The sequence below is a fragment of the Bacillus sp. FJAT-27251 genome (assembly GCF_001273925.1).
Lineage (GTDB): Bacteria > Bacillota > Bacilli > Bacillales > Cytobacillaceae > Mesobacillus_B.
The window spans coordinates 2,967,240-2,988,699 of the sequence record NZ_LIGG01000001.1; the positions used below are offsets into that span (position 1 = coordinate 2,967,240).

General features: G+C 40.9%; 18 protein-coding genes. 14 read left to right on the forward strand and 4 right to left on the reverse strand.

Annotation, left to right across the window (positions count from 1 at the left end):
- Positions 1 to 108: 108 nt before the first annotated feature.
- Both ADU22_RS13815 and ADU22_RS24295 read right to left on the reverse strand, forming a co-directional pair.
- Positions 109 to 1,689, reverse strand: coding sequence for a PucR family transcriptional regulator (locus ADU22_RS13815; RefSeq protein ID WP_053362673.1), 1,581 nt, complete (start codon positions 1,687 to 1,689; stop codon positions 109 to 111).
- 9 nt (positions 1,690 to 1,698) lie between these two features.
- Positions 1,699 to 2,271, reverse strand: coding sequence for a 4Fe-4S dicluster domain-containing protein (locus ADU22_RS24295; RefSeq protein ID WP_082252861.1), 573 nt, complete (start codon positions 2,269 to 2,271; stop codon positions 1,699 to 1,701).
- A gap of 132 nt (positions 2,272 to 2,403) precedes the next feature.
- On the opposite strand from ADU22_RS24295, the gene ADU22_RS13825 reads away from it, so the two are divergent.
- The 11 genes from ADU22_RS13825 to ADU22_RS24305 all read left to right on the forward strand — a co-directional run bounded on the left by ADU22_RS13825 (position 2,404) and on the right by ADU22_RS24305 (position 15,555).
- On the forward strand, positions 2,404 to 4,449 hold the full coding sequence (locus ADU22_RS13825) for a molybdopterin-dependent oxidoreductase (RefSeq protein WP_053362675.1): 2,046 nt from the start codon (positions 2,404 to 2,406) through the stop codon (positions 4,447 to 4,449).
- 263 nt (positions 4,450 to 4,712) lie between these two features.
- Positions 4,713 to 4,943, forward strand: coding sequence for a hypothetical protein (locus ADU22_RS13830; RefSeq protein ID WP_053362676.1), 231 nt, complete (start codon positions 4,713 to 4,715; stop codon positions 4,941 to 4,943).
- A gap of 1 nt (position 4,944) precedes the next feature.
- Complete coding sequence (locus tag ADU22_RS13835; protein WP_053362677.1) at positions 4,945 to 5,571, forward strand: TorD/DmsD family molecular chaperone; 627 nt, start codon at positions 4,945 to 4,947, stop codon at positions 5,569 to 5,571.
- The gene (locus ADU22_RS13840) at positions 5,561 to 7,762 is read left to right on the forward strand and encodes a molybdopterin-dependent oxidoreductase (RefSeq protein ID WP_156324352.1); all 2,202 of its coding nucleotides are present in this window, start codon (positions 5,561 to 5,563) and stop codon (positions 7,760 to 7,762) included. Before ADU22_RS13835 ends, ADU22_RS13840 begins: the two co-directional genes overlap by 11 nt.
- A 13-nt stretch (positions 7,763 to 7,775) precedes the next feature.
- Entirely contained in the window at positions 7,776 to 8,336 is a 561-nt protein-coding gene (locus tag ADU22_RS13845; RefSeq protein WP_053362679.1) for a 4Fe-4S dicluster domain-containing protein, read from the forward strand.
- Positions 8,337 to 8,338: 2 nt separating this feature from the next.
- Positions 8,339 to 9,145, forward strand: a complete 807-nt coding sequence (locus ADU22_RS13850) for a dimethyl sulfoxide reductase anchor subunit family protein (protein WP_053362680.1) — start codon at positions 8,339 to 8,341, stop codon at positions 9,143 to 9,145.
- Positions 9,146 to 9,209: 64 nt separating this feature from the next.
- A complete protein-coding gene (locus ADU22_RS13855) occupies positions 9,210 to 10,301 on the forward strand; it encodes a 4Fe-4S binding protein (RefSeq protein WP_053362681.1) in 1,092 nt (363 codons plus the stop codon).
- Between the two features lie 420 nt (positions 10,302 to 10,721).
- Positions 10,722 to 11,414, forward strand: a complete 693-nt coding sequence (locus ADU22_RS25640; protein WP_069187990.1) for a CBS domain-containing protein — start codon at positions 10,722 to 10,724, stop codon at positions 11,412 to 11,414.
- 102 nt (positions 11,415 to 11,516) lie between these two features.
- Positions 11,517 to 12,815 (forward strand): YheC/YheD family endospore coat-associated protein, encoded by a 1,299-nt coding sequence (locus tag ADU22_RS13865; RefSeq protein WP_053362682.1) that lies wholly within the window; start codon positions 11,517 to 11,519, stop codon positions 12,813 to 12,815.
- Between the two features lie 182 nt (positions 12,816 to 12,997).
- On the forward strand, positions 12,998 to 13,786 hold the full coding sequence (locus tag ADU22_RS13870) for a glycosyltransferase family 8 protein (RefSeq protein ID WP_231687957.1): 789 nt from the start codon (positions 12,998 to 13,000) through the stop codon (positions 13,784 to 13,786).
- 206 nt (positions 13,787 to 13,992) lie between these two features.
- Complete coding sequence (locus tag ADU22_RS24305; protein ID WP_082252863.1) at positions 13,993 to 15,555, forward strand: glycosyltransferase; 1,563 nt, start codon at positions 13,993 to 13,995, stop codon at positions 15,553 to 15,555.
- A 174-nt stretch (positions 15,556 to 15,729) separates the two neighbouring features.
- Here the strand turns inward: ADU22_RS24305 and ADU22_RS13880 are convergent, their stop codons facing one another.
- Both ADU22_RS13880 and ADU22_RS13885 read right to left on the reverse strand, forming a co-directional pair.
- Complete coding sequence (locus tag ADU22_RS13880) at positions 15,730 to 16,596, reverse strand: glycosyltransferase family 2 protein (protein ID WP_053362684.1); 867 nt, start codon at positions 16,594 to 16,596, stop codon at positions 15,730 to 15,732.
- A 482-nt stretch (positions 16,597 to 17,078) separates the two neighbouring features.
- The gene (locus tag ADU22_RS13885) at positions 17,079 to 17,858 is read right to left on the reverse strand and encodes a GT-D fold domain-containing glycosyltransferase (protein WP_053362685.1); all 780 of its coding nucleotides are present in this window, start codon (positions 17,856 to 17,858) and stop codon (positions 17,079 to 17,081) included.
- A gap of 478 nt (positions 17,859 to 18,336) precedes the next feature.
- Between ADU22_RS13885 and ADU22_RS13890 the strand changes: the two genes are divergently transcribed.
- From ADU22_RS13890 to ADU22_RS13900, 3 genes are all read left to right on the forward strand, one after another.
- Entirely contained in the window at positions 18,337 to 19,263 is a 927-nt protein-coding gene (locus ADU22_RS13890; protein ID WP_053362686.1) for a glycosyltransferase family protein, read from the forward strand.
- A gap of 54 nt (positions 19,264 to 19,317) precedes the next feature.
- Entirely contained in the window at positions 19,318 to 20,367 is a 1,050-nt protein-coding gene (locus tag ADU22_RS13895; RefSeq protein WP_053362687.1) for a hypothetical protein, read from the forward strand.
- 151 nt (positions 20,368 to 20,518) lie between these two features.
- Complete coding sequence (locus ADU22_RS13900; protein ID WP_053362688.1) at positions 20,519 to 21,433, forward strand: NAD-dependent epimerase/dehydratase family protein; 915 nt, start codon at positions 20,519 to 20,521, stop codon at positions 21,431 to 21,433.
- The last annotated feature ends 27 nt before the right edge of the window (positions 21,434 to 21,460 follow it).

The window sequence follows — 21,460 nt, forward strand, 5'->3', positions numbered from 1 at the left end:
CAGCGTTAATACTAGTACTCGCAATAAATCGCCAGTTCCTCACCGCTAATCCGTGTACTAGCATTATCGGTCTTCAAGGTGCGCACCGCTCCCGGCAACCGCGCCCATCTAGTTCAGCATCTTATTAATCGTCAGCGCCACAAAGATTCTAAATAAATCCTCAAATTGGTTAAAGTCTGCGTCGAGTACCGATTCGATCTTTTTAATCCGGTTTCGTAAGGTGTTCGGATGGATGAAGAGCTCTTCGGCACTTTGGGAAATGTCTCCGTTATGGCGGTAGAAGGCCTCTATTGTTTTCATGTAGAGCTCTTCGTCTTCTTTATCCAGCAAAGTCAGGTCTGCTAAGGTTTCTTTATGATACTCCTGTAATAAGTGGTTCGGGATATTGGAGAGAAGCCGTGGAAAGCCAATGTCTTCAAAATGCTGGACAAGGCTGCGGGTGAATCCGTAATTGCTTAGCTCCAGAGCTACCTTCGCCTCATAAAAGCTCTTATATAATAGCATGTTCGATGGATAATGCCGTCCCAGGCCGATTTGGCACTCATAATCAGGGTAGGTTTCCTCAATCTTCTGCTGAATGTTTTTCGCTAAAGTAAGCATTCCTTTTTTTCGGTTTTTAAGGGAATCAGAAAAGGAATCAAAAATAATCATCACGATATTCCCTTGTATGGGATGAAGAATGCAATGCAAATAACTTGTCTGGATGATGGACCGGCTTGCTGACGTAATATTTTCAATATCCTCGGCATATTGGTGCGTGTCTTTCCTGGCCGTTATTTTCATCACCATTAATTGAGCAGGCTTCGTAAAATCCCACCCCCATTGCTTCCCTAATGAAAATAAGCTTTCTTCCGACTCGAGATTGTTATACAAAAGATTATAAAGAAACTGTTGTTTATAAGATTGATGGACCTTTAGAACAATTTCATTTGTTTTAAAATAAGAAAGAATGGCTTGAGAGGCATAAGTGATTTGTTCCATGCAAACATCCACCATCATATTACTCTGTTCCTGGATGACAACAAAACCATAATGGACATCATTCGACCGCAAGTGGAACAAAAGATAGGCATGCCCGCTGCTGCTTTTGATAAACGAAATGGTTTCGTCCTTTGCCTTTCTTTGTTGATGATAGAGGGTTTTCAATGTATCCAGGGAATCTTCAAACAGGTTCTGCCCGCTGACTGGATCAAGCTTAAAGGTTGAATCGGCCAATAGCAGGTGCTGCCCCAGCACGGAACGAAGGCGTGAAAGCAAGGTTTCAATGCCCTCGTTGTTTAGCGTTTCTTGCCAATAGCGGCTTGATTGTTCCCAAATATAATGATAGAGTCCCATTTTCTTAAGTTCCTGAAGGTCAGTGAGCTTCTTCTGAATCACAATTGGGTTCGACTCACCAAGCCATAAAACAGGCTTATGATAGGAATCTGCTTCCTTGATCATGGAAGAGGAAGGAGGCAGGGGATGTTCCTTTCCATAAAAAAGAATGCCCTGAACGGAATGGGCCGATAAATAGTCAGGAAGCTGAATAAGATTGCCATTTGTATAGGGAAGCAGTAATAATGTCGGCTGATTCGATATGCCAATCGTTTCTTCACTGCTGGAAAAAGCTCGTTCTTTCCCGTCCCATCCGGCTAATATGTCTGCATCATGGAAGGGGGATGCACTAATCATCTCTTGGAATGTAAGCATAGCGGCCTCCTATTTGGCTGAACATGTCCAAAATTGGTGTGTTCTTTTTTCTGTATTTGTAAAACGAATAGAAGGATTACTCATTTTTTTCATTTCAAATCCATAAGCAGCTTTATCGTATTGATCGCTCTTCGCGTCGTAAAGATCGATAATCTCAATCGCCTGTACGGGACAGGAAGACACACATACCGTTGGTTCGCCCCTCATTTGGCGGTTATAGCACATATCACATTTATCCGCTTTAGCGGTAATGGGATTGATGGCAATCGCATCAAAAGGACAAGCATTCCCGCACCGGCCGCAGCCTGTACATTTTGTCTGGTCAATGACAACAATGCCATTCGGTTTCTTTTGAATGGCGTTCTCCGGACAAACACTCATACAAACAGGATTTCCGCAATGATTGCAGGACATCGAAAAGTGGTGGAAGCTATGCCCTGGCTTCTCCTCACGATCATTATGCAAGGAGTGGATTTTTCTCCGGAAGGTATCATCCTGTCCGTGCTCGTTTTTACAGGAAAATTCGCACGATCTGCAGCCCAGGCACCTTTCAAGATGGACGAGAAACCCTAACTGTTTCATAAAAATGCTCACCTTTTCGCCTTTTTTCCTCCGTTAAGAAGGAGAAATTACCTATATACTAAATTATATAAGGTTAACACTATCGTAACCTGTTCAAATGTAACAAGTTTAGAACAATTGAGGAGGGCTTTCATGGAACATGGAAACTCTATTACTCGTCATGTGTGTCCTCGTAATTGCTACAGCACTTGCAGCATGCTCGGATTTACGAAAAATGGCATCCTCGAGAAAGTGACCGGTGACCCTCAGCATCAATATACAAAGGGCTTATTATGTGCGAAGGGCTATAATTATATCAATCAAACCTATCATCCTGAACGATTGAAATATCCAATGATCCAGCGTCCGCGCGGCAGCGGGAATTGGCAGCAGATTTCCTGGAGTGAAGCCCTCGGCATGATTGCTGATAAAATCATCGAGCTTCACGAAAGATATGGAACCCATGAGTCATTGGCTTTGAATAAATACTCCGGCAATATGGGGGTTTTGCATAAGGCCATGGAAGGATTCTTCAATGGGTTGGGAAGGACATCCAGAGCGGAGGGAAATCCTTGCTGGTCTGCAGGCATGGATGCTGTTTATTATGACTTTGGCGGGCACCAAACCTCTGATATGGAGGATATCCTTTATGCAAAGACAATCATCCTTTGGGGTGTCAATCCGGTTTGGACATCCATCCATTCGATGAATTATATCTATGAGGCACAAAGGCAGGGTGCCAAAGTGATTACGATTGACCCGATTTATACCGAAACAGCCAAAAAGTCAGACGCTTTTATCCAAGTAAAACCAAATGGAGATGGAGCTTTGGCAGCGGCGATTGCAAAGCATCTTCTTGACCATCATCAGTACGATGCTGATTTTTTGTCGCAATATACGACAGGCTGGGAGGAATTGAGAGACCATCTCAATTCCCTTTCAATGGAAGAAGCCCTGAGGCAAAGTGGACAGACAATAGAGGCGATCGAATTTCTGGCTGAATGCTTAAGCAGGGAAAAACCAGCTTTTATCTGGATTGGATTTGGGATGCAGCGCCATCAAAATGGTGGCCAGAATATTCGTGCCATCAATGCTCTTGCCGCCATGACGGGAAATATTGGGTTTAAAGGCAGCGGGGTCCAATTTGCACAGCGTTCAACATGGAAGTTTTCGGACCATATATTGCACCAGGCAAATCCTCAGGAGAAAACGTCCATCCGGCCTTTGGACATGAATGATTTTGCCAAAGACCTGCAGCAGCAGGAAGAACCGCCCATCCGGTTTTTATGGATTGCCTGCAGGAATCTGCTTTCACAAAGTTCCAACATCGAGGAGTTAAAAAAGGCATTGCAGCCCGTCGAAATGATTGTGACAGTTGAGCACTTTTTGACCGAAACCGCTCAATTTTCGGACCTTGTTTTACCGGCTACGATGCTATTTGAGGAATGGGAGATTATGCCGAGCTATTGGCATCACTGGATCAGTATCAACGAACCGGCTATTGAACCTTATTATGAGTGTAAAAGTGATTTGGAAATCGCCCGTTTGCTGTCACGAAGATTGAATGACTATAAAGAAGGCTTCAGTGCCTTTCCAGCAACGATGACGGATGAGCAATTCATTGAACAGGAATTTACCGATGAATTGTATCAATTATTGGGAATCACACACTGGCGGGAGCTTCTGGATGGACCGCGAAAAGCAGACGTTTCCAGGACAGCCTGGGAAAGGAAAGAATTCAAAACACCATCAGGTAAAATTGAGCTCTATTCGCTGCAGGCAAGTGAACGCAAGCTTTCTCCAGTTGGAATGACGGCCGGCAAGGAAGAGAAGAATCCCCAGTATCCTTACCGGGTCCTGCTAAATCATGAACCATTCCGCATCAATTCCCAGTTTCGGAATCTGGACTCCTTCAAAAAAATTATGAAGGATCCTTCCCTTTATCTTCATCCCAGCCTGGCAAAGGAAAAGGGTATTGAGCAAGACTCACTGGTCAAGCTGTTCAATGAAAAGGGAGAAATCATCATGCGGGCGAACCTGTCACATGATGTAAACCCAGAAACGCTGATAATTTACCCGAACCACCCTAGAATTAATAGGTTAATATCGTTTAAGGAAGCGGATATGGGCATGGCGTTGTCTGGCGGGAAAGGCAATGCTTTAAATGATGTGCAAGTGGACATTAAGAAACTGAATTGAACATTTGAAAGTATGGATTTGTCTCAGGTTGTCACAACGATGAGAGTGACTTCCGAGACGATATCCATCCTTTTTTTATGTGGAGTTGGCTATAAAAGAGAAGTTATGGCGAAATTATTGTGAAATTGTGAGCAAATAGTGGCGAAGAATCTTCTATGTACTTTTCTCTACAACGAGTGGAGATAATTTTTGTTTGAACTTATAAGTTTGCTCAATGTTGAACATGTTATTCTTTATCCATAATCATGAAGGAGGCAGACAAAATGAAACATTTTCTTCTTATTATTATGAGCTTACTCACTGCCGCATCACTAATTGGATGCCAGCAGGCAAATGATACAAGTATAAAAGATCAAATCGATTTCGTCCCAAATGAGGAGTACACAGGAGACCCTCATCCAGTTGTAGAGGTAGAGATGAAATTAACGGAGCAGGAAAAAGCAGAGTTTGAACAGCTCAGACAAGAAATCCTGGCCGAAAAAGAGGGCCGATAACATGGTGGAACCGTGTGTGAGCAGGGAAGGAAGAATGCTATTCTACCAGCTTTTCCTCCATTACTATCGGGGCGATTTGAACCAATTAAATGTTGGACAGTGGAAGGAACTCGTCCAGCTCTTGAAGGCCGAACCAGCCTGCAGTCAAAATCCTGCCATCCAGGAAGCATTGGGCAAGCTTGAAAAAATGGATGAAAATCCTTTAACAACCCTTCTTTATGATTACAACCGTCTGTTCATTGGTCCCAGCATTTTGCTGGCATCGCCCTATGAGTCCAGCTATGAAAATGCGGAAGGGTCGGTTATGCAGGGCGAAACGATGAAGGTGCGAAACTTCTATTATCATGAAGGACTTCAGGTGGCCGAAGAAGGGACAATTCCGGACGATCATATCCAGTTTGAAATAGAGTTCATGATTCATTTATTAGGCTGCAAACCTAATGAAGAAAAGGAAAAAGTGGAGACCTTATTTTTACAAAACCATTTACTAAAATGGGGTCCGAAGCATTGCGAAAAAGTGGAGCAGCACAGTCAAAATGAGATTACCTTAGCGATGGGCTTGTTATTAAAAGGATTTTTAGAGACTGAAAGAATGTTCATAAAGGGTGGCGATTATGATGTTAACTAAAAATGTTTCCCGGCGGACTTTCCTGAAAGGTTCAGCTGCACTGAGTACATTATTGGGGATGGGAGCAGGAGGCCTCCAATTATCAAAGGGGCTTGTTCCCAGAGCCCAGGCGGAAACAGGCGGGAAGGCTGGAACCTTCTATAATGCCTGCCCGCGAAATTGTTATGATACCTGTTCGATTGTGACAACGGTGAAGGACGGAAGAATCACGTTTGTGACCGGAAATGAAAACAATGCGTACACGAAGGGCCGCTTATGTGTGAAAGGGAACACCTATCCGCGCGTCGTTTATTCGCCAGACCGGATCAAGTATCCGATGCGCCAAAAAGGCCGTGGAACAGGAAACTGGGAACGCATTAGCTGGGATGAGGCCTACAGCATCATTGCGGAAAAGATCCTGGAAATTAAAAAAGAGTATGGCAGCACCTTGCCAATCTGCCTCAATAAGTATTCAGGAAACTTCAACATCTTGAATTATGCGTCTGAAGGGATGCTTTCCAGTATCGGTTACACGACACGTGCCCAGGGAACGCCGTGTGACCCGGCAGGCTCTGATGCACAGGCCTTTGACATGGGCGTTGCCTATAATAACGACCCTGAACAATTTATGGATGCGAATTATATTATTTTATGGGGAGCGAACCCGGCCTGGACATCCGCCCACTCGATGTATTTTATCGAACAGGCAAAAGAGAAGGGGGCAAAGCTGGTCGTGATTGACCCCCTCATCACGCAGACAGCCTCAAAAGCCGATGAGTATATTCAAATTGACTCTAGTACGGATGGTGCCCTTGCGCTAGGGATGGCGCGTTATATTATCGATCACGGCCTCTATGATAAAAACTGGGTAAAAGAGAACTCAGTAGGATTCAATGAATTTGTTTCTTACTTGAAGAACAATATCACAGTAAAATGGGCTGCGGAAAAAACGGGTGTCCCTCAAGAGGTGATAGAGCGGATTGCCCGGGAATATGCGACCGCCAAGCCGGCGAACATCTGGATTGGCTTCGGAATGCAGCGTCACGTCAATGGCGGAGCGATGGTCCGTGCGATTGATGCATTGGCGGCGATTACCGGCAACATCGGGAAAAGGGGCGGCGGTGTCAATTACATTGGCGGTGAAACCTGGGGTGTCAATTACCATGCGATGAGCTTCGGCCCTCCGGAAGGAACGGTCGGGGATGGCGATCGCTACGTCAATATGAATAACTTTGGGGCACAGGTTCTGGATGCCAATGATCCGCCCATTAAAATGATGTGGATTGCCTGCCGGAACCCAATTGCCCAGGATCCGGAGCCCAATGTGGTGAAAAAGGCGTTCGACAAAATGGATTTAGTGGTCACTTGTGATCTTTACATGAACCAGACTGTCGAATACTCCGATATCGTCCTGCCGGTCACCACGCCATTTGAAACAGTGGGATTGAATGTAAGTTATTGGCACTATTGGCTGAATGTAAATGAACAAGCCATCAAGCCATTGTATGAAAGTAAGAGTGATCTGGAAATTGCCATGGGCTTGTCCAAAAAATTAAATGAACTGGAACCAGGCTCCTGTACATTCCCCGTTTCCGGCGACTTAGTGGACTGGGCTGAAAAAGAGTTCAATGACAGCTTCCGGGAGCTGTTCGGCGTCAGCGGCTGGGAAGACTTGCGCCAAAAAGGCGGGACTGCCAAAGCGAGTGAAAAGATTACCGTCGCCTGGGGAGACCTGGAATTCAGGACTCCATCAGGGAAATACGAATTCTTCTCCAAAAAAGCGGTGGAGTATGGCCACCATCCATTGCCGGTGTATGTGGAAAAGTACCAGCATCCTGAAAACTATCCAATCCGCTGCATCACGCCGCATTGGAAATTAGGCATCCATAGTCAATTCCAGCATATCGATTGGCTGGGTAACATCAGTGAACATCCGTTTTTGGAGCTTCATCCTGATTTGGCCAGGAAAAAATCGATTCAGGCAAATGACATGGTGAAAATAAAAAATGAGCTAGGGTATATGACGCTTCCGGCCAAAATCACGAAAATGGTTCCGCCTGACACCGTTGTGATGTATGAAGGCTGGTGGAAGGATGTCAACTATACGGAGAACTTCACCGTAGCTGCGTTGCAGGAGGATATGGGTGAATATAAAAAGGGACAGCGTGGCATTGCGTTCCATGACAATTTTGTCGACATCGAGAAAGCGTAAGGAGGAGAGCGAAATGGCAAAAAAGCTAGGTTTTTTAGTGAATATCGAACGTTGTATCGGCTGCCACGCCTGTGAAATATCCTGCAAAAGTTTTTATCAGCTTGAGCCGGCAATGAGCAGACGGAAGGTTCACGAGCTGCCGGAAGATTTTGTCGGGACACCCATCCGGGCCTATGTTTCAACGGCTTGCAACCATTGCGATGAGCCTGCCTGCAAGGCAGCCTGTCCGGTAGGAGCTTATACGAAGCGCGAGGATGGCATCGTGGTCCATAATGATGAGCTGTGCATCGGCTGCCAAATGTGTGGAAAAGCTTGCCCGTATGGAGTTCCCGTCTACAACCCGGTCAAGAAAAAGATGGATAAATGCAGCATGTGCTATGACCGTCTGGATAACGGCGAACAGCCGATTTGTGTGTCGAAATGCCCGATGGAGGCCATTGAAATTGCTGATTACAATGAGGTCAGCCGTTCTGATGCAGTCAGTGTTGTTCCGGCCTTTGCTGATCCATCGATTACCGGCCCGACTACTCAATTCATCTTGCCGAAAACAGGCAAGCAATCAAGGAGGTTTTAAACATGCATGATCTGCCTCTTGTTATTTTCACCGTACTCTCCCAGCTTGTTATTGGGGCACTGATCACACTTTGGTGGCTGGATTGGAAAACAGGCAAGGTTTCACGCCAGTCCGGGCTTATGATTTCCCTCATCCTCGTGATTATTGGCGGGATTTCCGTTTTCGTTTCCTTGTTTCACCTCGGACACCCCTTCGCCGCATACCGCGCGATTTTAAATATAGGCGTATCCTGGCTAAGCCGGGAAGTCACCTTTTACGGAATCTTTGTTGGCCTAAGTGTCTTGTACCTTTGGTTTTGGTATAAGGAGGATGTCGGAAAACGGTCGTTGATAGGCGGGGTTTCAGCGGCTGCGGGKGTGTTTGCCATTTTTTCATCGGCAATGATCTATGTGATTCCTGCGATCCCGGCATGGAATGGGATGACAACGATCATTAGTTTCTTCATCACTTCATTGTTGCTGGGGCCCTTGTTTGTTGGCGCGATTTTAGCGATGCGCGGAGAGTTCGTTGTCCCGATAGCGGGTGTGTCAGCATTGACAATCCTGGCAGGAGTTATCGTGATTGGAATCTACATTTCCTCGCTCCAGGGCGGCTTGCCTGAAGCAGTCGAAACGGCCCGGCTATTGCTGGGCAGCAGCTTATTCTGGCTTCGTTTTGCCGCCGCATTGATTGCCTTTGCTTTACTCGCATTGGCTTTTAAAAATAGGAACATGCGGACAAAAGGGCTCTACTCCATCGCATTTATGATTTTACTGCTCAGTGAATTCATTGGCAGGTTGCAATTTTACGAAACAGCTGTTCATTTATAAGTGCAAGATGTTACGGATTGACATGGGATAATACCAAGCCCAGGGTGAGAGGAGGCCGGATTCAATGAATATTTTCAAGTTGGCTAATGTGATGGATAAAAAAATGTCTCCACTGCAAATTGAGGCGAATCTATGTACAAAAATCATCTCTCACAAGAGTGAATGTCATAGCTGTATGGAACATTGCCCAACGAAGAGTATCTCTATTGAAAAAAATGAAATCGTCATTGATGAGCATTGTTTGGAATGCGGGCTATGCACAACACTGTGTCCAACGAATGCCATTTACACCCAACGGCCTTCTCTCAATCAATGGATCTCGGATACCATCTCAACGTGTAAACAAAATGAAAAGGTCTATTTGCACTGTGACAAAGTAACCCTTCCAGCACAAGATGCGGTGAGTGTGAAAATCTCCTGCCTTGGAGGCATTCCCAGGGAAGCGTGGCTGGCAATCAGCGGCGAATGCAGCGGCCAGCTTAGTATTTATCATCCTGCCGATATCTGCCAGGGGTGTGAAATTTCTTGTGGGGAAAGTGTATGGAGGAAAGAGATGCAGCAGGGGGAGGCGATGAGCTCAAGGCAACTGCAGATTACCTCAACCATTGAACAGCCTAAACAGCCAGCACAGTATGATCAAAAGCGCAGGGCCTTCTTTTCATCCTTGTTCAGTGAAGTGAAAGCAACCCATAAACTTGCGGTGAAAGAATGGCTGGCTGATGATAAGGTTCAAACCTATCAAGACAAAATGAAGAACGATCCCGTTTTGCGACTTGAAAGAGAATGGCAGAACATCGCAAATGATGTAGTCGAGAAAATTACCGATGAAGCTACTTACCCGTATATGACGAAACGGAAGGTCCTGCTTGCGGAAGTAAGGAAAAATGAAGCCTTGCAAAGTCGGTGCGACATTCGACTCCCGGAAATTTCGCCGGATTGTACCCTTTGCGGGGCTTGCGCACTCCTTTGTCCGACCAATGCGCTTGTATTAACACGTGGGGAAGAAAGTGAATCCATCACTCTCCATCCTTCAAGGTGTGTGGACTGCCATTTATGTGAAGAGATTTGCTATTTTAAAAGCATTACCCTGAAAAATGTCGCCAATGGTGGATTGTTGGGAGGACCAACTACATTAATAAAAAGGTCAGAAGGATAATTTTTTGCTTTTTTGATTCCCGCAAAATAAAATTCAGCTGTTACTAAATAAAAAATGAACTGAGATGTAAAAAAAACTTTGCTATTTTGTACCCTTTTTTAATAGATAATCCGAGTACTAGTATTAAATATACATTTAATGCTGGTAAGGGTTACTATAATGCTGGTTGGATGCAATATAATACTGGTAAGACACAATATAATGCTGGTAAGAGCAGAGATAATCCCCGTACTAGTCTAAAAACAGCAATTTTAATACTAGTACTCGCATTAAATGGACCAGTTCCCAACGTTTAATACGAGTACTAGCATTTTTTATTCTAAAAAAGAAAGCAAATTAAACTTACGAAGCAAAGAGGCAGTGTGCTAAGCTAAAAACATAAAATGTATACGGTTGCAACACCAAAGAGAGGGGTTTTTAATGAAAATAAGAGATTTTATGATTACCAAGGTTTTTACCGTAAAACCTACAGATAGTGTCAGGGACTTGCTGGATTTACTCAATTCCAACCGGATTGGCGGCGTGCCCGTTGTTGATGATAAAGGCAATTTGGCAGGCATGGTGTCAGATGGGGACGTGCTGCGCTACCTGGCACCAAAGCCACTTGGAATCGCCGGCTTAGTCTATATAATCGAAGATGGGGAAATTGAAGATATCGTAAAAGAAAAGCTGGATACACCCGTCAAGGATATTATGACGAAACGAAATCTCCAATTTGTCTCGCCGGATGACGAATTTGATAAAACACTGAGTCTATTATCGAGGCACCGTTTCAAAAAACTCCCGGTCGTCAATGGAGCCGGCCGCGTCATTGGAGTTCTTAGCAGGGGAGATACAACGATAATATCTCCAAAAAGATTATTTCTTCATAAAAAAACCATTCGTAACAGTTTCAAGTTACGAATGGTTTTTTTGTGCTACAACCTTTGGCCGCTTGTAAATACTGTAATGGCGATTGCTGTACCAGCAGCCCCGGCAACCTGGTTCAATGTGTTCATCGCCGCTGAGCCATCTCCATACAACTCGCGCGGCGGGGCGAGGGGATGGGGCGAGGGGACAGGTTCCATGTCCCAAATGGGACACGGAACCTGTCCCTCTGTCCCTTCGAGCTAGGTTAAAGTCCATTTTTGATCGAACTGCCATCATTAGACTGCATTGGAGAATACAATGATAATCAGATTCCTGTAGTTCACGTACCTGAGAGGATGTGGAAGCTTGAAGATTCAATTGGTAGATACTCTGCCTAATGTTGTATTGTTGCCGAACAAGCAGATTGTTGAGCACCAATTAAAAAAGAAATGGTATTGGTTCCATTTTGGAAAGTGGACAAAAAAGGTAAGAATCAAAGAGGCTAAAGGTATGGATGAGCAGTCCATCGGGTTGAGTATGCAAAGTGACTTTCCTTTTGAACTGCCTGATTTGAGCTATGAGCTCTCGGTTGATGATGATGGAATTCACCTTGGGCCAGTCATAGCGATGATTCTAACAAACCAGAAACTAACACCTAAAAAGTTAAGGAGCTTAAAGCCTTACTTTAAACAATATGAAAGCGTCAAAGGTCTAGCTTTTCTGGCACGTTGGTCAGATTTTGACTGGAAAACCCAAACGGTCAAAGGATATTGTTATTCACCAGATTCCCAGGGAGAACCAAATTGGGTTCATGGTACATTTCCATTTCCGGATGTCATCTATAGACGAAAAAGGGAGCCTAAAAAGCTTGAGGAAAAAGTGAACGAAACCTATAAAGGAAAGATGTTCAATTCGGATATCTTTAACAAATGGGAATTTCACGATGCCTTGGTGAAATCAGATGACACGAGTTCTCACGTTTTACCCACTTGTCCATATACGGATCCCCTCCAGTTAATAGAAATGTTAAACACTCATCCTGAGGTATACCTAAAACCGGTAAAAGGATCACTTGGGAAAGGGGTCTTTAAAATCGCCAACCTCCAGAGTCATTATGAAGTAAAATTCGGAAAGGGAGAAAAACAAAAAGCTAAGAAGAAGGGGATTGAACGTTTTTGTGAACAAATGCTTAGCGAAAAACAATATTTAATTCAAAAAGCTGTCAATACAAAATACAAAAACAAGAAAGTCGATTTCAGGGTTATCATGCAAAAAGACGAGACAAAACAATGGAAATGCACGACGATCTTCGCCAGGTATGGAAAGCGGGAACGCATTACCACGAATTATGCAGGTTCACTTGTAAGTGGAATAGATGCCCTTGAAACAGTTTTTCAAATGAAACACAATGAAGCGATTGAAAAACAGAAGGAAGTCATCACAATCTGTAAAAAAGTTTGTCTTCAATTAGAGGAGGCTTTTGGGCTTTATGGTGATTTAGGGTTGGATGTCATCATTGACGAAGACTTAAAACCATGGGTATTGGAAGCCAATAAATTTCACGCACATAATCATATCCTGGAGGCAGAAGAGCCTGATTTGGAAATGTATGAAACGATTGTGAGCACACCTTTACTGTATGCCAAATCATTGGCGGGATTTTAGGCGGGAGAAGAAGAGGKTTCAATTAGGAAGCCTCTTCACCGAAGTCAAGTGAATGACTGTGTAATACATGGACAGAGATGGAACTTTGTGGGGCAGAAGAATGATGGGCAAATATACAAACGAGGGAATCCTTTTGAACATAAAATAGAAGCAATGAAAAAGGAGTGGTAACCTTGATTATTGTGTCGGCAACGAATGATAATTATGCACAACACTTGGCAGTGACGTTAACTTCACTTTTAAAAAATAAAAAAAAAGATACAAGGGTCCACATTTATATACTTTATGGAGACCTAACTGATATTAGCATAAAGAAGCTAAAAAGAACGATTAAAAAGTTTCGCGCTGCTGTTACTTTCCTTAAAGTGGATGTCCACATGGTCGAAGAATTTGCATTAAGCACGGGTGCACAAAATTACATTAGTAAAGAAGCGTATTATCGAATTATGATTCCGGACCTATTGGGTGAGGACATCCCTAAAGCGCTGTATCTTGATTGTGATATGATCGTCAGAACGGACCTTTCCAAGTTGTGGAAAACCAATATAGACACATATGATTTAGCGGCTGTGGATGAATCGCGGGTGATACCAGTGCAGGACAGGGAATCTCGAATATATAGACTATCCTTGCCATCGGAATCTTATTATTTTAATTCAGGATTACTGCTGATGAATCTAAAAAGGTGGAGGGAGCAAAAAATCTCCTCCGAAGTCATACAATTTATTAAAGCCAATCCTGACAAGCTTGCACTTCTTGATCAAGACGCATTAAACGCTGTCCTTTACAATCGGTGGCTTCGTTTGGAGGACAAATGGAACTATACAACCTCCCATTGTGCAGTGCTGCCACTAGAAAAAGCAGCGGTTCTCCATTTTACCGGTCCCGACAAACCTTGGAATTCTAAAAGTCCGTTTAAGAAAGAGTATGTAAAATACCTGAGAGCATCTTTATGGAAGAGACCGGTATAATCCCTTTTCACAAATGGCAGTTCACTCTTGTGAAAAATCAACAAAAGCAAAGTGGTGACCAAAAATTTTGATTAATCATTCTCCTCGAATTTCTCCCTCAACTATAAATTAATTCAATTGACTTTCACGACACTTAGGATAAAAAGAATGAATTATTAATTTTAAGAAATAGATTCGGAAAATAAACTAATAGGCGGTGTAAAACATTGTTCGAGAACGTATCTATACTAATTCCGTACAAACCCGACAATGGAATTAGAGATATCAATTTAAATTGGATTAAAAATTTTTACGAAAAAATATTTCCCAATGTCGAAATTTGTGTAGGGTTTTCTAACGACGAGCTTTTTAATAGGTCTAAAGCTATTAATTTAGCTGCACAACAAGCCACCCGAGAAATTTTCGTTATAGCTGATGGAGATATTTTTTGTGACCCAGAAGTTATTAAGGATTCAATTAAACACATAATGGAAATGAATGCAACATGGGTAATACCATTTAGAAATATAATCAGAATATCTGAAGAAAATTCAAGAAGCCTGGTTAACAAGGAGCCAACCTGGCCCTTAGAGGTTACCGACTTCGAGATTATTCATACTCCAGAGGTTAACTATCTTGGAGGATTAAACATCATTACTCGTAATCATTTTATGGCAGTAGGAGGTTTTGATGAGAGATTTTTAGGCTGGGGAGGAGAAGATGACGCTTTCAGCTGCGCGGTCAATACTTTGTGTGGTCACTATAAGAGGCTTACGCATTCCATTTATCACTTATGGCATCCAGTAGTTGGATACGAAAACAATCCGAACGGCGAAAACAACCTGAATATTCGGGAATTATACTATGAAGCAAATAATAATAAGGTGCAAATGAAACAGGTCATCTCGGGTGCAGAAACAATTTTTAAAAATGAAATAAAAGAAAATCCTAAAATGAGAAGGAAACAGACTAAAAGAAGCAAGAAAATTGATAGAAGGGAACAAACTAAAAGCAGAGATACCATTCGAATTGTAACGGTCTCAAACAATACGTATGCAAAGCATCTTGCTGTCATGTTAAATTCGTTGTTAAAAAATAAAAAATCCAGGAATCCCATTAAAATATATGTCATTGACAGCAATATTTCAAAGGAAAATAAGTTACAGTTAAAAAAAATAACCAAGAAATATAAAGCAAAGATCTTTTTTAAAAGGGTTAATCCTGCATTGTATAGCGAGTTCCCGACATACGCGTATGTGACGCAGGAAACCTATTATCGAATATCTATACCGGATTTCTTTAAGAAAACAGATAAAGTTCTTTATTTGGACAGCGATATTATTGTTAAAGGTGATATCACCAAACTGTGGAAGACAGATATTAGTCAATATTATTTAGGTGCGGTCGAAGACCCTTGGATAAAAACAGGAGATCCAAGAAATGAAGACCTGTTAATGCCATCCGATTCAAAATATTTTAATGCAGGTGTACTTTTGATTAATTTAAAAAAGTGGCGGAAGCACCGAATAAAGAATAAAATTATTGAATTTATTAAAACCTATTCTTCAAATATTAAGTATTGCGATCAAGACGCTCTAAATGCTGTTCTCTATGATCAATGGCTTCCATTGGACTCCAAATGGAATTTTCAAACCCCCCATTTATCTGACCCCAGTTTAAAAATAAAACCGGCAATTATTCATTACACTGGAGATAATAAACCATGGATTTCTTATTCCACCCATCCGTTGAAAAAAATTTACTTGAAATATAAAAGGCTTGTCTTCTAAATCATGAGCCCATCTTGTGATTTAGAAGGCAAGCGGCAGTCCTTTTATAATTGAATAAACACGTTAGGCTGGGCATGTTACACGCAATTATATTTGCTGGTATTGGTTGAAAGATAATTAGATCGTGAAACCAAATTAAGGGTTAGTCAGATTGATGCCTGACTAACCCCTTTTTTACCCTTTTTGTATAATATTGCTGAAAAATTTCTCTAGGACATCCTGATTATAAATATTAGTTTCCTTGTTTTTGTTCAAAATTTTTTCACACCACTGTTTTGCCGATTCAGTGGACTGAATCCCGTTACCAGCAAGAAGATGTAAATGGATTGATAATTCCTGATCAGTTGGAGTAATATTCAGTCTTTTTAATTGTTCTAAAACAATTCTTTTAGCGGTAGCTTGTTGTTTCCTATTAAACTTATTGCTGACTTGTTTAGAATGCTGTCTGTATTTTAAGAGGATCTCCGGCAAATTAGTTAATTTCGTCTTATTTGAAAGGGTAACCCATAAATGATAGTCTTCCGCATGTGCATATTTTTCATATTTAATATTATTAAGAACTTTTTTTCGAATCATAGCAGTTGGATGTGCGATGGTATTCGCGAATAGCAACTGGCATTTTATATGATCAGGGTCTGATGGGAATTGCCATTTAACCTTTTTACCAATCAGTTTTACAGCAGTTCCGCAAACACCAATATCCGGATGCTGATCCATAAATTCCACTTGTTTTTCTAACCTTTTTGGCAAACTGATATCATCACAGTCCATTCTAGCAATATATTCACCCCTTGCAAGTGATAATCCTTTATTTAAAGTCTTGATAAGACCAATATTTTTCTTATTGCGAACCAAACGAATTCGAGGGTCCTTGTACGTTTTAATGATCTTTACACTTTTATCTGTGGAACCGTCGTCAATAATGAGAAACTCAAAGTTCTTATAGGTTTGTCTTAGTATACTTTTAATTGCCTGTTTTAGATATTTTTCCCCATTGAATACCGGCATTAGGACGGTAACCTTTATTTGCTGTATTTCCATTAAAACTTCATTTCCCCTTTCATTAGATAATCTCTCTAAAATTTTATGCAGGAATGACAAAGCTGTATGGGATAAAGTACTGTTTTACAAAACAATTTTTAAGGAGAATGGTCATTTTAATGTTTCTCTGAATAACATATATGTTGAAATTGTGGATTATAGGGGGAGTTTGATTGAATAACGTTAGATAGTGGTCAGTTAGTAAAGGAGTAGAGAATTGAAAAAGCAAGAGAATGATTTATTCAACTAATAAATATAGCATTATGTCTTTTGAATTAGTATTCGTCCAAGAAAAATTATGCGTATTTATAAGATACACTAAGCCCAAACATCACTCAGATGTGACGGGATTTATGATCAAGATGAAGCATTTTTACTGCAATTACACCCTCACATGGCTTTTTTGACATAAAAGAGAGGCAGTGAGCCCACTGCCTTCCTTCAAAAATTCAAAAAAATACGGAAACATCCAAAGAGCAAATTTACATTTTCATTAAGTTATCCAGGCCAATAATATCATTAATAAAAGAGTCGGTTACCACTTCATTAGTAGAAAACGTTTCCATTCCTGAACCAATGTCAAACGCTACTTTTCCATATTTTTGGGCAATATGCGAGGCAAGAATAACGGCATTAGTCCCTGCTGCAAGAAAACAGATGTCAAAGTTGAAATCTTTTAATTTTTCTTTTACCTTCGGAATATCTTCATATTCGTAAATTGGAATAGACCCGACAATTGTGCAGCCTAGATCCTTTGAGTATTTTTCTTCTAGTGAACTCATGGCTTGTTGGGCTTGTGATCCGATCAATAACACTTTTCTGCCTTTTAGGATTTTTTTAAATTTTTTTTTCTGGGATTTCATAAACACCCTTCGGATATTGGCCTCAAAGATTGCATTTGGCTGGATATTGTAGAGGGAGAATACCCGTTCCGTAATTGTTTTTGCGTTGGGTTCTAACGTATTATATCCAATTATATCTGCTGCTTTTACTGCCTCTAGCGCTTCTTTCTGTGCCTGAGGATTAGGGAATCGAACGCCCCTATGGTGAAACCCCTCCTTAATTCCTCTATTAGCAATCTTTGTTTCCCTTCGAAGGTGAGTTTGAAAGTTCTGTAAAACAGGATCAGAATTAAACAAGTCTTGTCCTATCACAACGGCTTCCGTTTGTCCAACTGATACGATGGAACATGGCTTTTTTTTATTTAGAGACTCTAAAATCCGGTCCATTAATTGAGCACTGTTTAATTGTTTTTTGTCCATATGTTCTTCCCCTTTTTATATAGTTTGGTGCGCATTTTTAATAAAATATGTAGGTTTGGAATAGATGTGAACAAGATATTTCCTAAAAAGGTCAATAGAATAGGAAAATGTGTTGTTGTCATTTAAATGAGAAAGATACGGAAATTAAAAACCAATTTGCCTAAGGCAATACAACTTTGGCTGCATAATTTAGTAAATATAATTCCATTTTGAAATCAAATGATTTCCGAAAAATAGACTTTTGAACTATATAGAACAAACCTTATTTTCCATTGAAAAAGCCGGAAACTGCCCTAAAAAGTTGGATATCACGGAGGATTCGCTATGGTTCCAAGAAAGGACTTTGAAAGAGTAGGAGGATTTGATGGAAGGTTTTGTGGCGTGGTCGTGGTCGATGTAATCAAGTCTAACCAGTTATTACTAAGTGAGAGTTAATAAAGGGAGAAATCAGGTCTAATCCAAAAGGGAGGGAAGGTTTTTGAAAAAGATAAAACTTCTTGTTATTACTGGTGATTTCAGTAAATATGTTTCCCCGGAGTTTCATCATTTATTAAATGAAGTGGCTAAATTAACCCATTTAACTGTTTGGCATAAACCAGGTCATATAAATGACATCATTCATACTCTTCCATCACGCCCCGATTTTATTTTCATCAATGAATTCGGTGAAACCAATACTCCGAAAATATCTGGACTGCATTCATTAGACATACCATTCGCTGTAAATTTGCACGATATCCATTATCACAAAGCGCAACGAAATGAAGAATTAAAATCTTTACATCCAAGGGCGGTCTTTACTTATTATCGGGACAAATTTGAGGAATGGTACCCAGAGTTTGTAGATAAGATGAAATGGCTGCCCCATCATGCCAATACAGATATTTTTAAAGATTACGGGATGAAAAAGAAGATTGACTATCTCTTAATGGGTGCTGTCCATTCGAAGGTCTATCCATTGAGATATAAAATTCTCGAGACCATGCAGAACAAACCAGGTTTTGTTTATCATGAACATCCTGGTTATCGTAATATCGAAGAGCATGAAAAAAAGACTACATTTGTTGGTGAAACATATGCCAAAGAAATTAATCGGGCAAAGATCTTTTTTACGTGTAATTCAAAATATAAGTACACAATTATGAAGTACTTTGAAGTTCTTGCCTGCAGGACCTTATTGTTGGCGCCGGTCTCACCGGAAATATTAGATCTAGGATTCATTCCAGGTAAGCATTTTGTTGCCATAACGGAAGAGGACTTTCAGGAGAAGGCTGAGTATTACTTGCGCCATGATGAAGAAAGGGAAAAAATCGCTAAGGAAGGTTATCGATACGTTCATAAACAGCACTCCTCTATCCAGCGGGCACGCCAGTTTGTAGCGATGATAAACGACCTTCTAAGTTAAAAATTTACTTTTTAAAACTTAAGGCAAACAATCCGTGAAAAGGGGCCAGATAAATTGAAATCACATCCTATAAAAAACATTACTGCCTCTGAGATGAATAAACTTCTTGGATTAAAACATTCGGAGATTGCAGACCGTGAATTAATCCTTAAAAATAGTGACACCAAAAAAATTGAGAAAGTCACATTGAAAACAGAGAAAGGTGCAAAGGCGTTTTTCGTTAAATACGGAACCACACCTTCGTTTATAAAAGAAATATTATTTTATGCCACATTATCTCAACCGGTAAGAGACCAGATAACAAAGCTATTTTCTTATCAATTTAATCCAGCAAGGTATATTATGATTTTTGAATGGATAGACGGGGAAAATCCTGATTTTACGAACAAAAATGTAGTGGCAAAAGTTTTCAGTGACTTGGGAGTTTTTGCTGCCAGCTTTGAAGATCCAGTTCGTAAATATCAACATGGCGACACTGGTGCTCTTTTAACGGGAAATAGGGATTTTGTTGAGGATAACGTGGATGATCTGGTAAATAATTTATTCGTAAGGAAAGAAAATGATCAAATCTTCCTGGAATTATCCAAGATAGCAAAAAGGAAAGAAGAATTAATAAAGAACATTGGCGGAGAAAAATTAGTGGCCTTTCTAAGGAATTGTGAAAATGGATTGATCGACTCTATAATAGATACCATTTACGATATGCCTCTCGTCATTCATCCGGGGGATGTATCCAAATTTAATTTGTTAACTCGGGAAGCCAATAATCAGACAGTGGTGTTGGATTATGAAAATATAAAAATAGCACCAATGTGTATGTTAATGGAATACATTGGCGAAAAGGATATACATGTACCGCTCGAGAGTCTTTCAACATTGGCTCTAGAATCGTATTTAAATGGCTGGAATTCAAAAAGTGGAAATAAAATTGACTGGAGAAGTTTTTATAATAGTTACATTTGCAGCCGAATCATGTACAAATTTTATTTGCTGGGATGGTGGCTAAGAAAAGAAGGCACGAAAAGAGATCCGGGGAAGGAATGGATTTTAAACCATGTAAATGATTTATCGATTCTGATTGATCAGGTTGACACAATTAAATAAAGGCGATGAATAGAACTCTTTTGGTATTCCTTTAAAATAATTTTTTTGTAAAAACATGAAATTTCACATGGGAAATTAGGGACATCTGTCGTTTCGCTTATCGCCTGCTAGAATACTATACTCCATATCTGCAAAAAGGGGTTGTATCTAGTTGAAGGTATTGGTCACAGGGGGAGCTGGTTTTATAGGTTCGCATACTGTTGATTTGCTAGTCGACAGCGGGCATGAAGTGTTAGTCATTGATAATTTACGTACAGGACGAAAAGAACATATAAATGCGAAAGCTGCTTTTGTTAAGCTGGATATCAACAATAAAAAGGTTGATCAAGTATTCAATGATTTTCGCCCCGACATTCTTATTCATTTGGCTGCACAAGTCAAGATTTCTCTACCTATGGGTAATCCTTTTAAAGAGGTAATGGACAGTATTAAGGGGACAATTCGATTATTATCTTACTGTGACAAATATAGTGTTAAGAAAGTGATTTTCGCTTCCTCGGCAGCCGTTTACGGAGAGAATCATCCATTGCCTCTCCATGAATCCATAATGGCTTCGCCAGTTTCCCATTATGGGGTTTCTAAATTTACATGCGAATCTTATATAAGGCTCTTTCAACCATATAAAAATATCCGGTTTACGATCTTACGATATGCAAGTGTTTATGGCCCGAGGCAAACTGCCAATGAAGAAGGAGGGGTTGTCTCCATTTTCTTAAACAAGATAATGGAGAACAAACCTTTAGTTATTAATGGTGATGGTCAACAGACAAGGGATTTCGTTTACGTGGAGGATGTGGCTAAAGCAAATATGGCGGCAATGACCAAAGGKAATAATGAAATCATAAATATTAGCACTGAAACTTCCACAACCATCAACCAGTTATTTACGATGTGTAAGGATATGTTAAAAAGTAATATTGTTCCTGGATATGAACCAGCCCGGGCAGAAACTGTTCCATATTGTTTACTTTCAAATGGTAAAGCTAGTAAGGTATTGGATTGGAAACCTTCTTGCACGTTGGAGGAGGGTTTAACGAAAACCATCCATAGCATACTAAATCCCTGATTTCAAAAACGGATAGCCAAGTGGCTA

Bases quoted from the DNA above. Each gene is read 5' to 3' on its own strand.
- ADU22_RS13880 (WP_053362684.1), bottom strand. From the start codon at position 16,596: ATGGAAATACAGCAAATAAAGGTTACCGTCCTAATGCCGGTATTCAAT.
- ADU22_RS13855 (WP_053362681.1), top strand. From the start codon at position 9,210: ATGAATATTTTCAAGTTGGCTAATGTGATGGATAAAAAAATGTCTCCA.
- ADU22_RS13835 (WP_053362677.1), top strand. From the start codon at position 4,945: ATGGTGGAACCGTGTGTGAGCAGGGAAGGAAGAATGCTATTCTACCAG.
- ADU22_RS25640 (WP_069187990.1), top strand. From the start codon at position 10,722: ATGAAAATAAGAGATTTTATGATTACCAAGGTTTTTACCGTAAAACCT.
- ADU22_RS24295 (WP_082252861.1), bottom strand. From the start codon at position 2,271: ATGAAACAGTTAGGGTTTCTCGTCCATCTTGAAAGGTGCCTGGGCTGC.
- ADU22_RS13885 (WP_053362685.1), bottom strand. From the start codon at position 17,858: ATGGACAAAAAACAATTAAACAGTGCTCAATTAATGGACCGGATTTTA.
- ADU22_RS13815 (WP_053362673.1), bottom strand. From the start codon at position 1,689: ATGCTTACATTCCAAGAGATGATTAGTGCATCCCCCTTCCATGATGCA.
- ADU22_RS13845 (WP_053362679.1), top strand. From the start codon at position 7,776: ATGGCAAAAAAGCTAGGTTTTTTAGTGAATATCGAACGTTGTATCGGC.
- ADU22_RS13830 (WP_053362676.1), top strand. From the start codon at position 4,713: ATGAAACATTTTCTTCTTATTATTATGAGCTTACTCACTGCCGCATCA.
- ADU22_RS13825 (WP_053362675.1), top strand. From the start codon at position 2,404: ATGGAACATGGAAACTCTATTACTCGTCATGTGTGTCCTCGTAATTGC.
- ADU22_RS13840 (WP_156324352.1), top strand. From the start codon at position 5,561: ATGTTAACTAAAAATGTTTCCCGGCGGACTTTCCTGAAAGGTTCAGCT.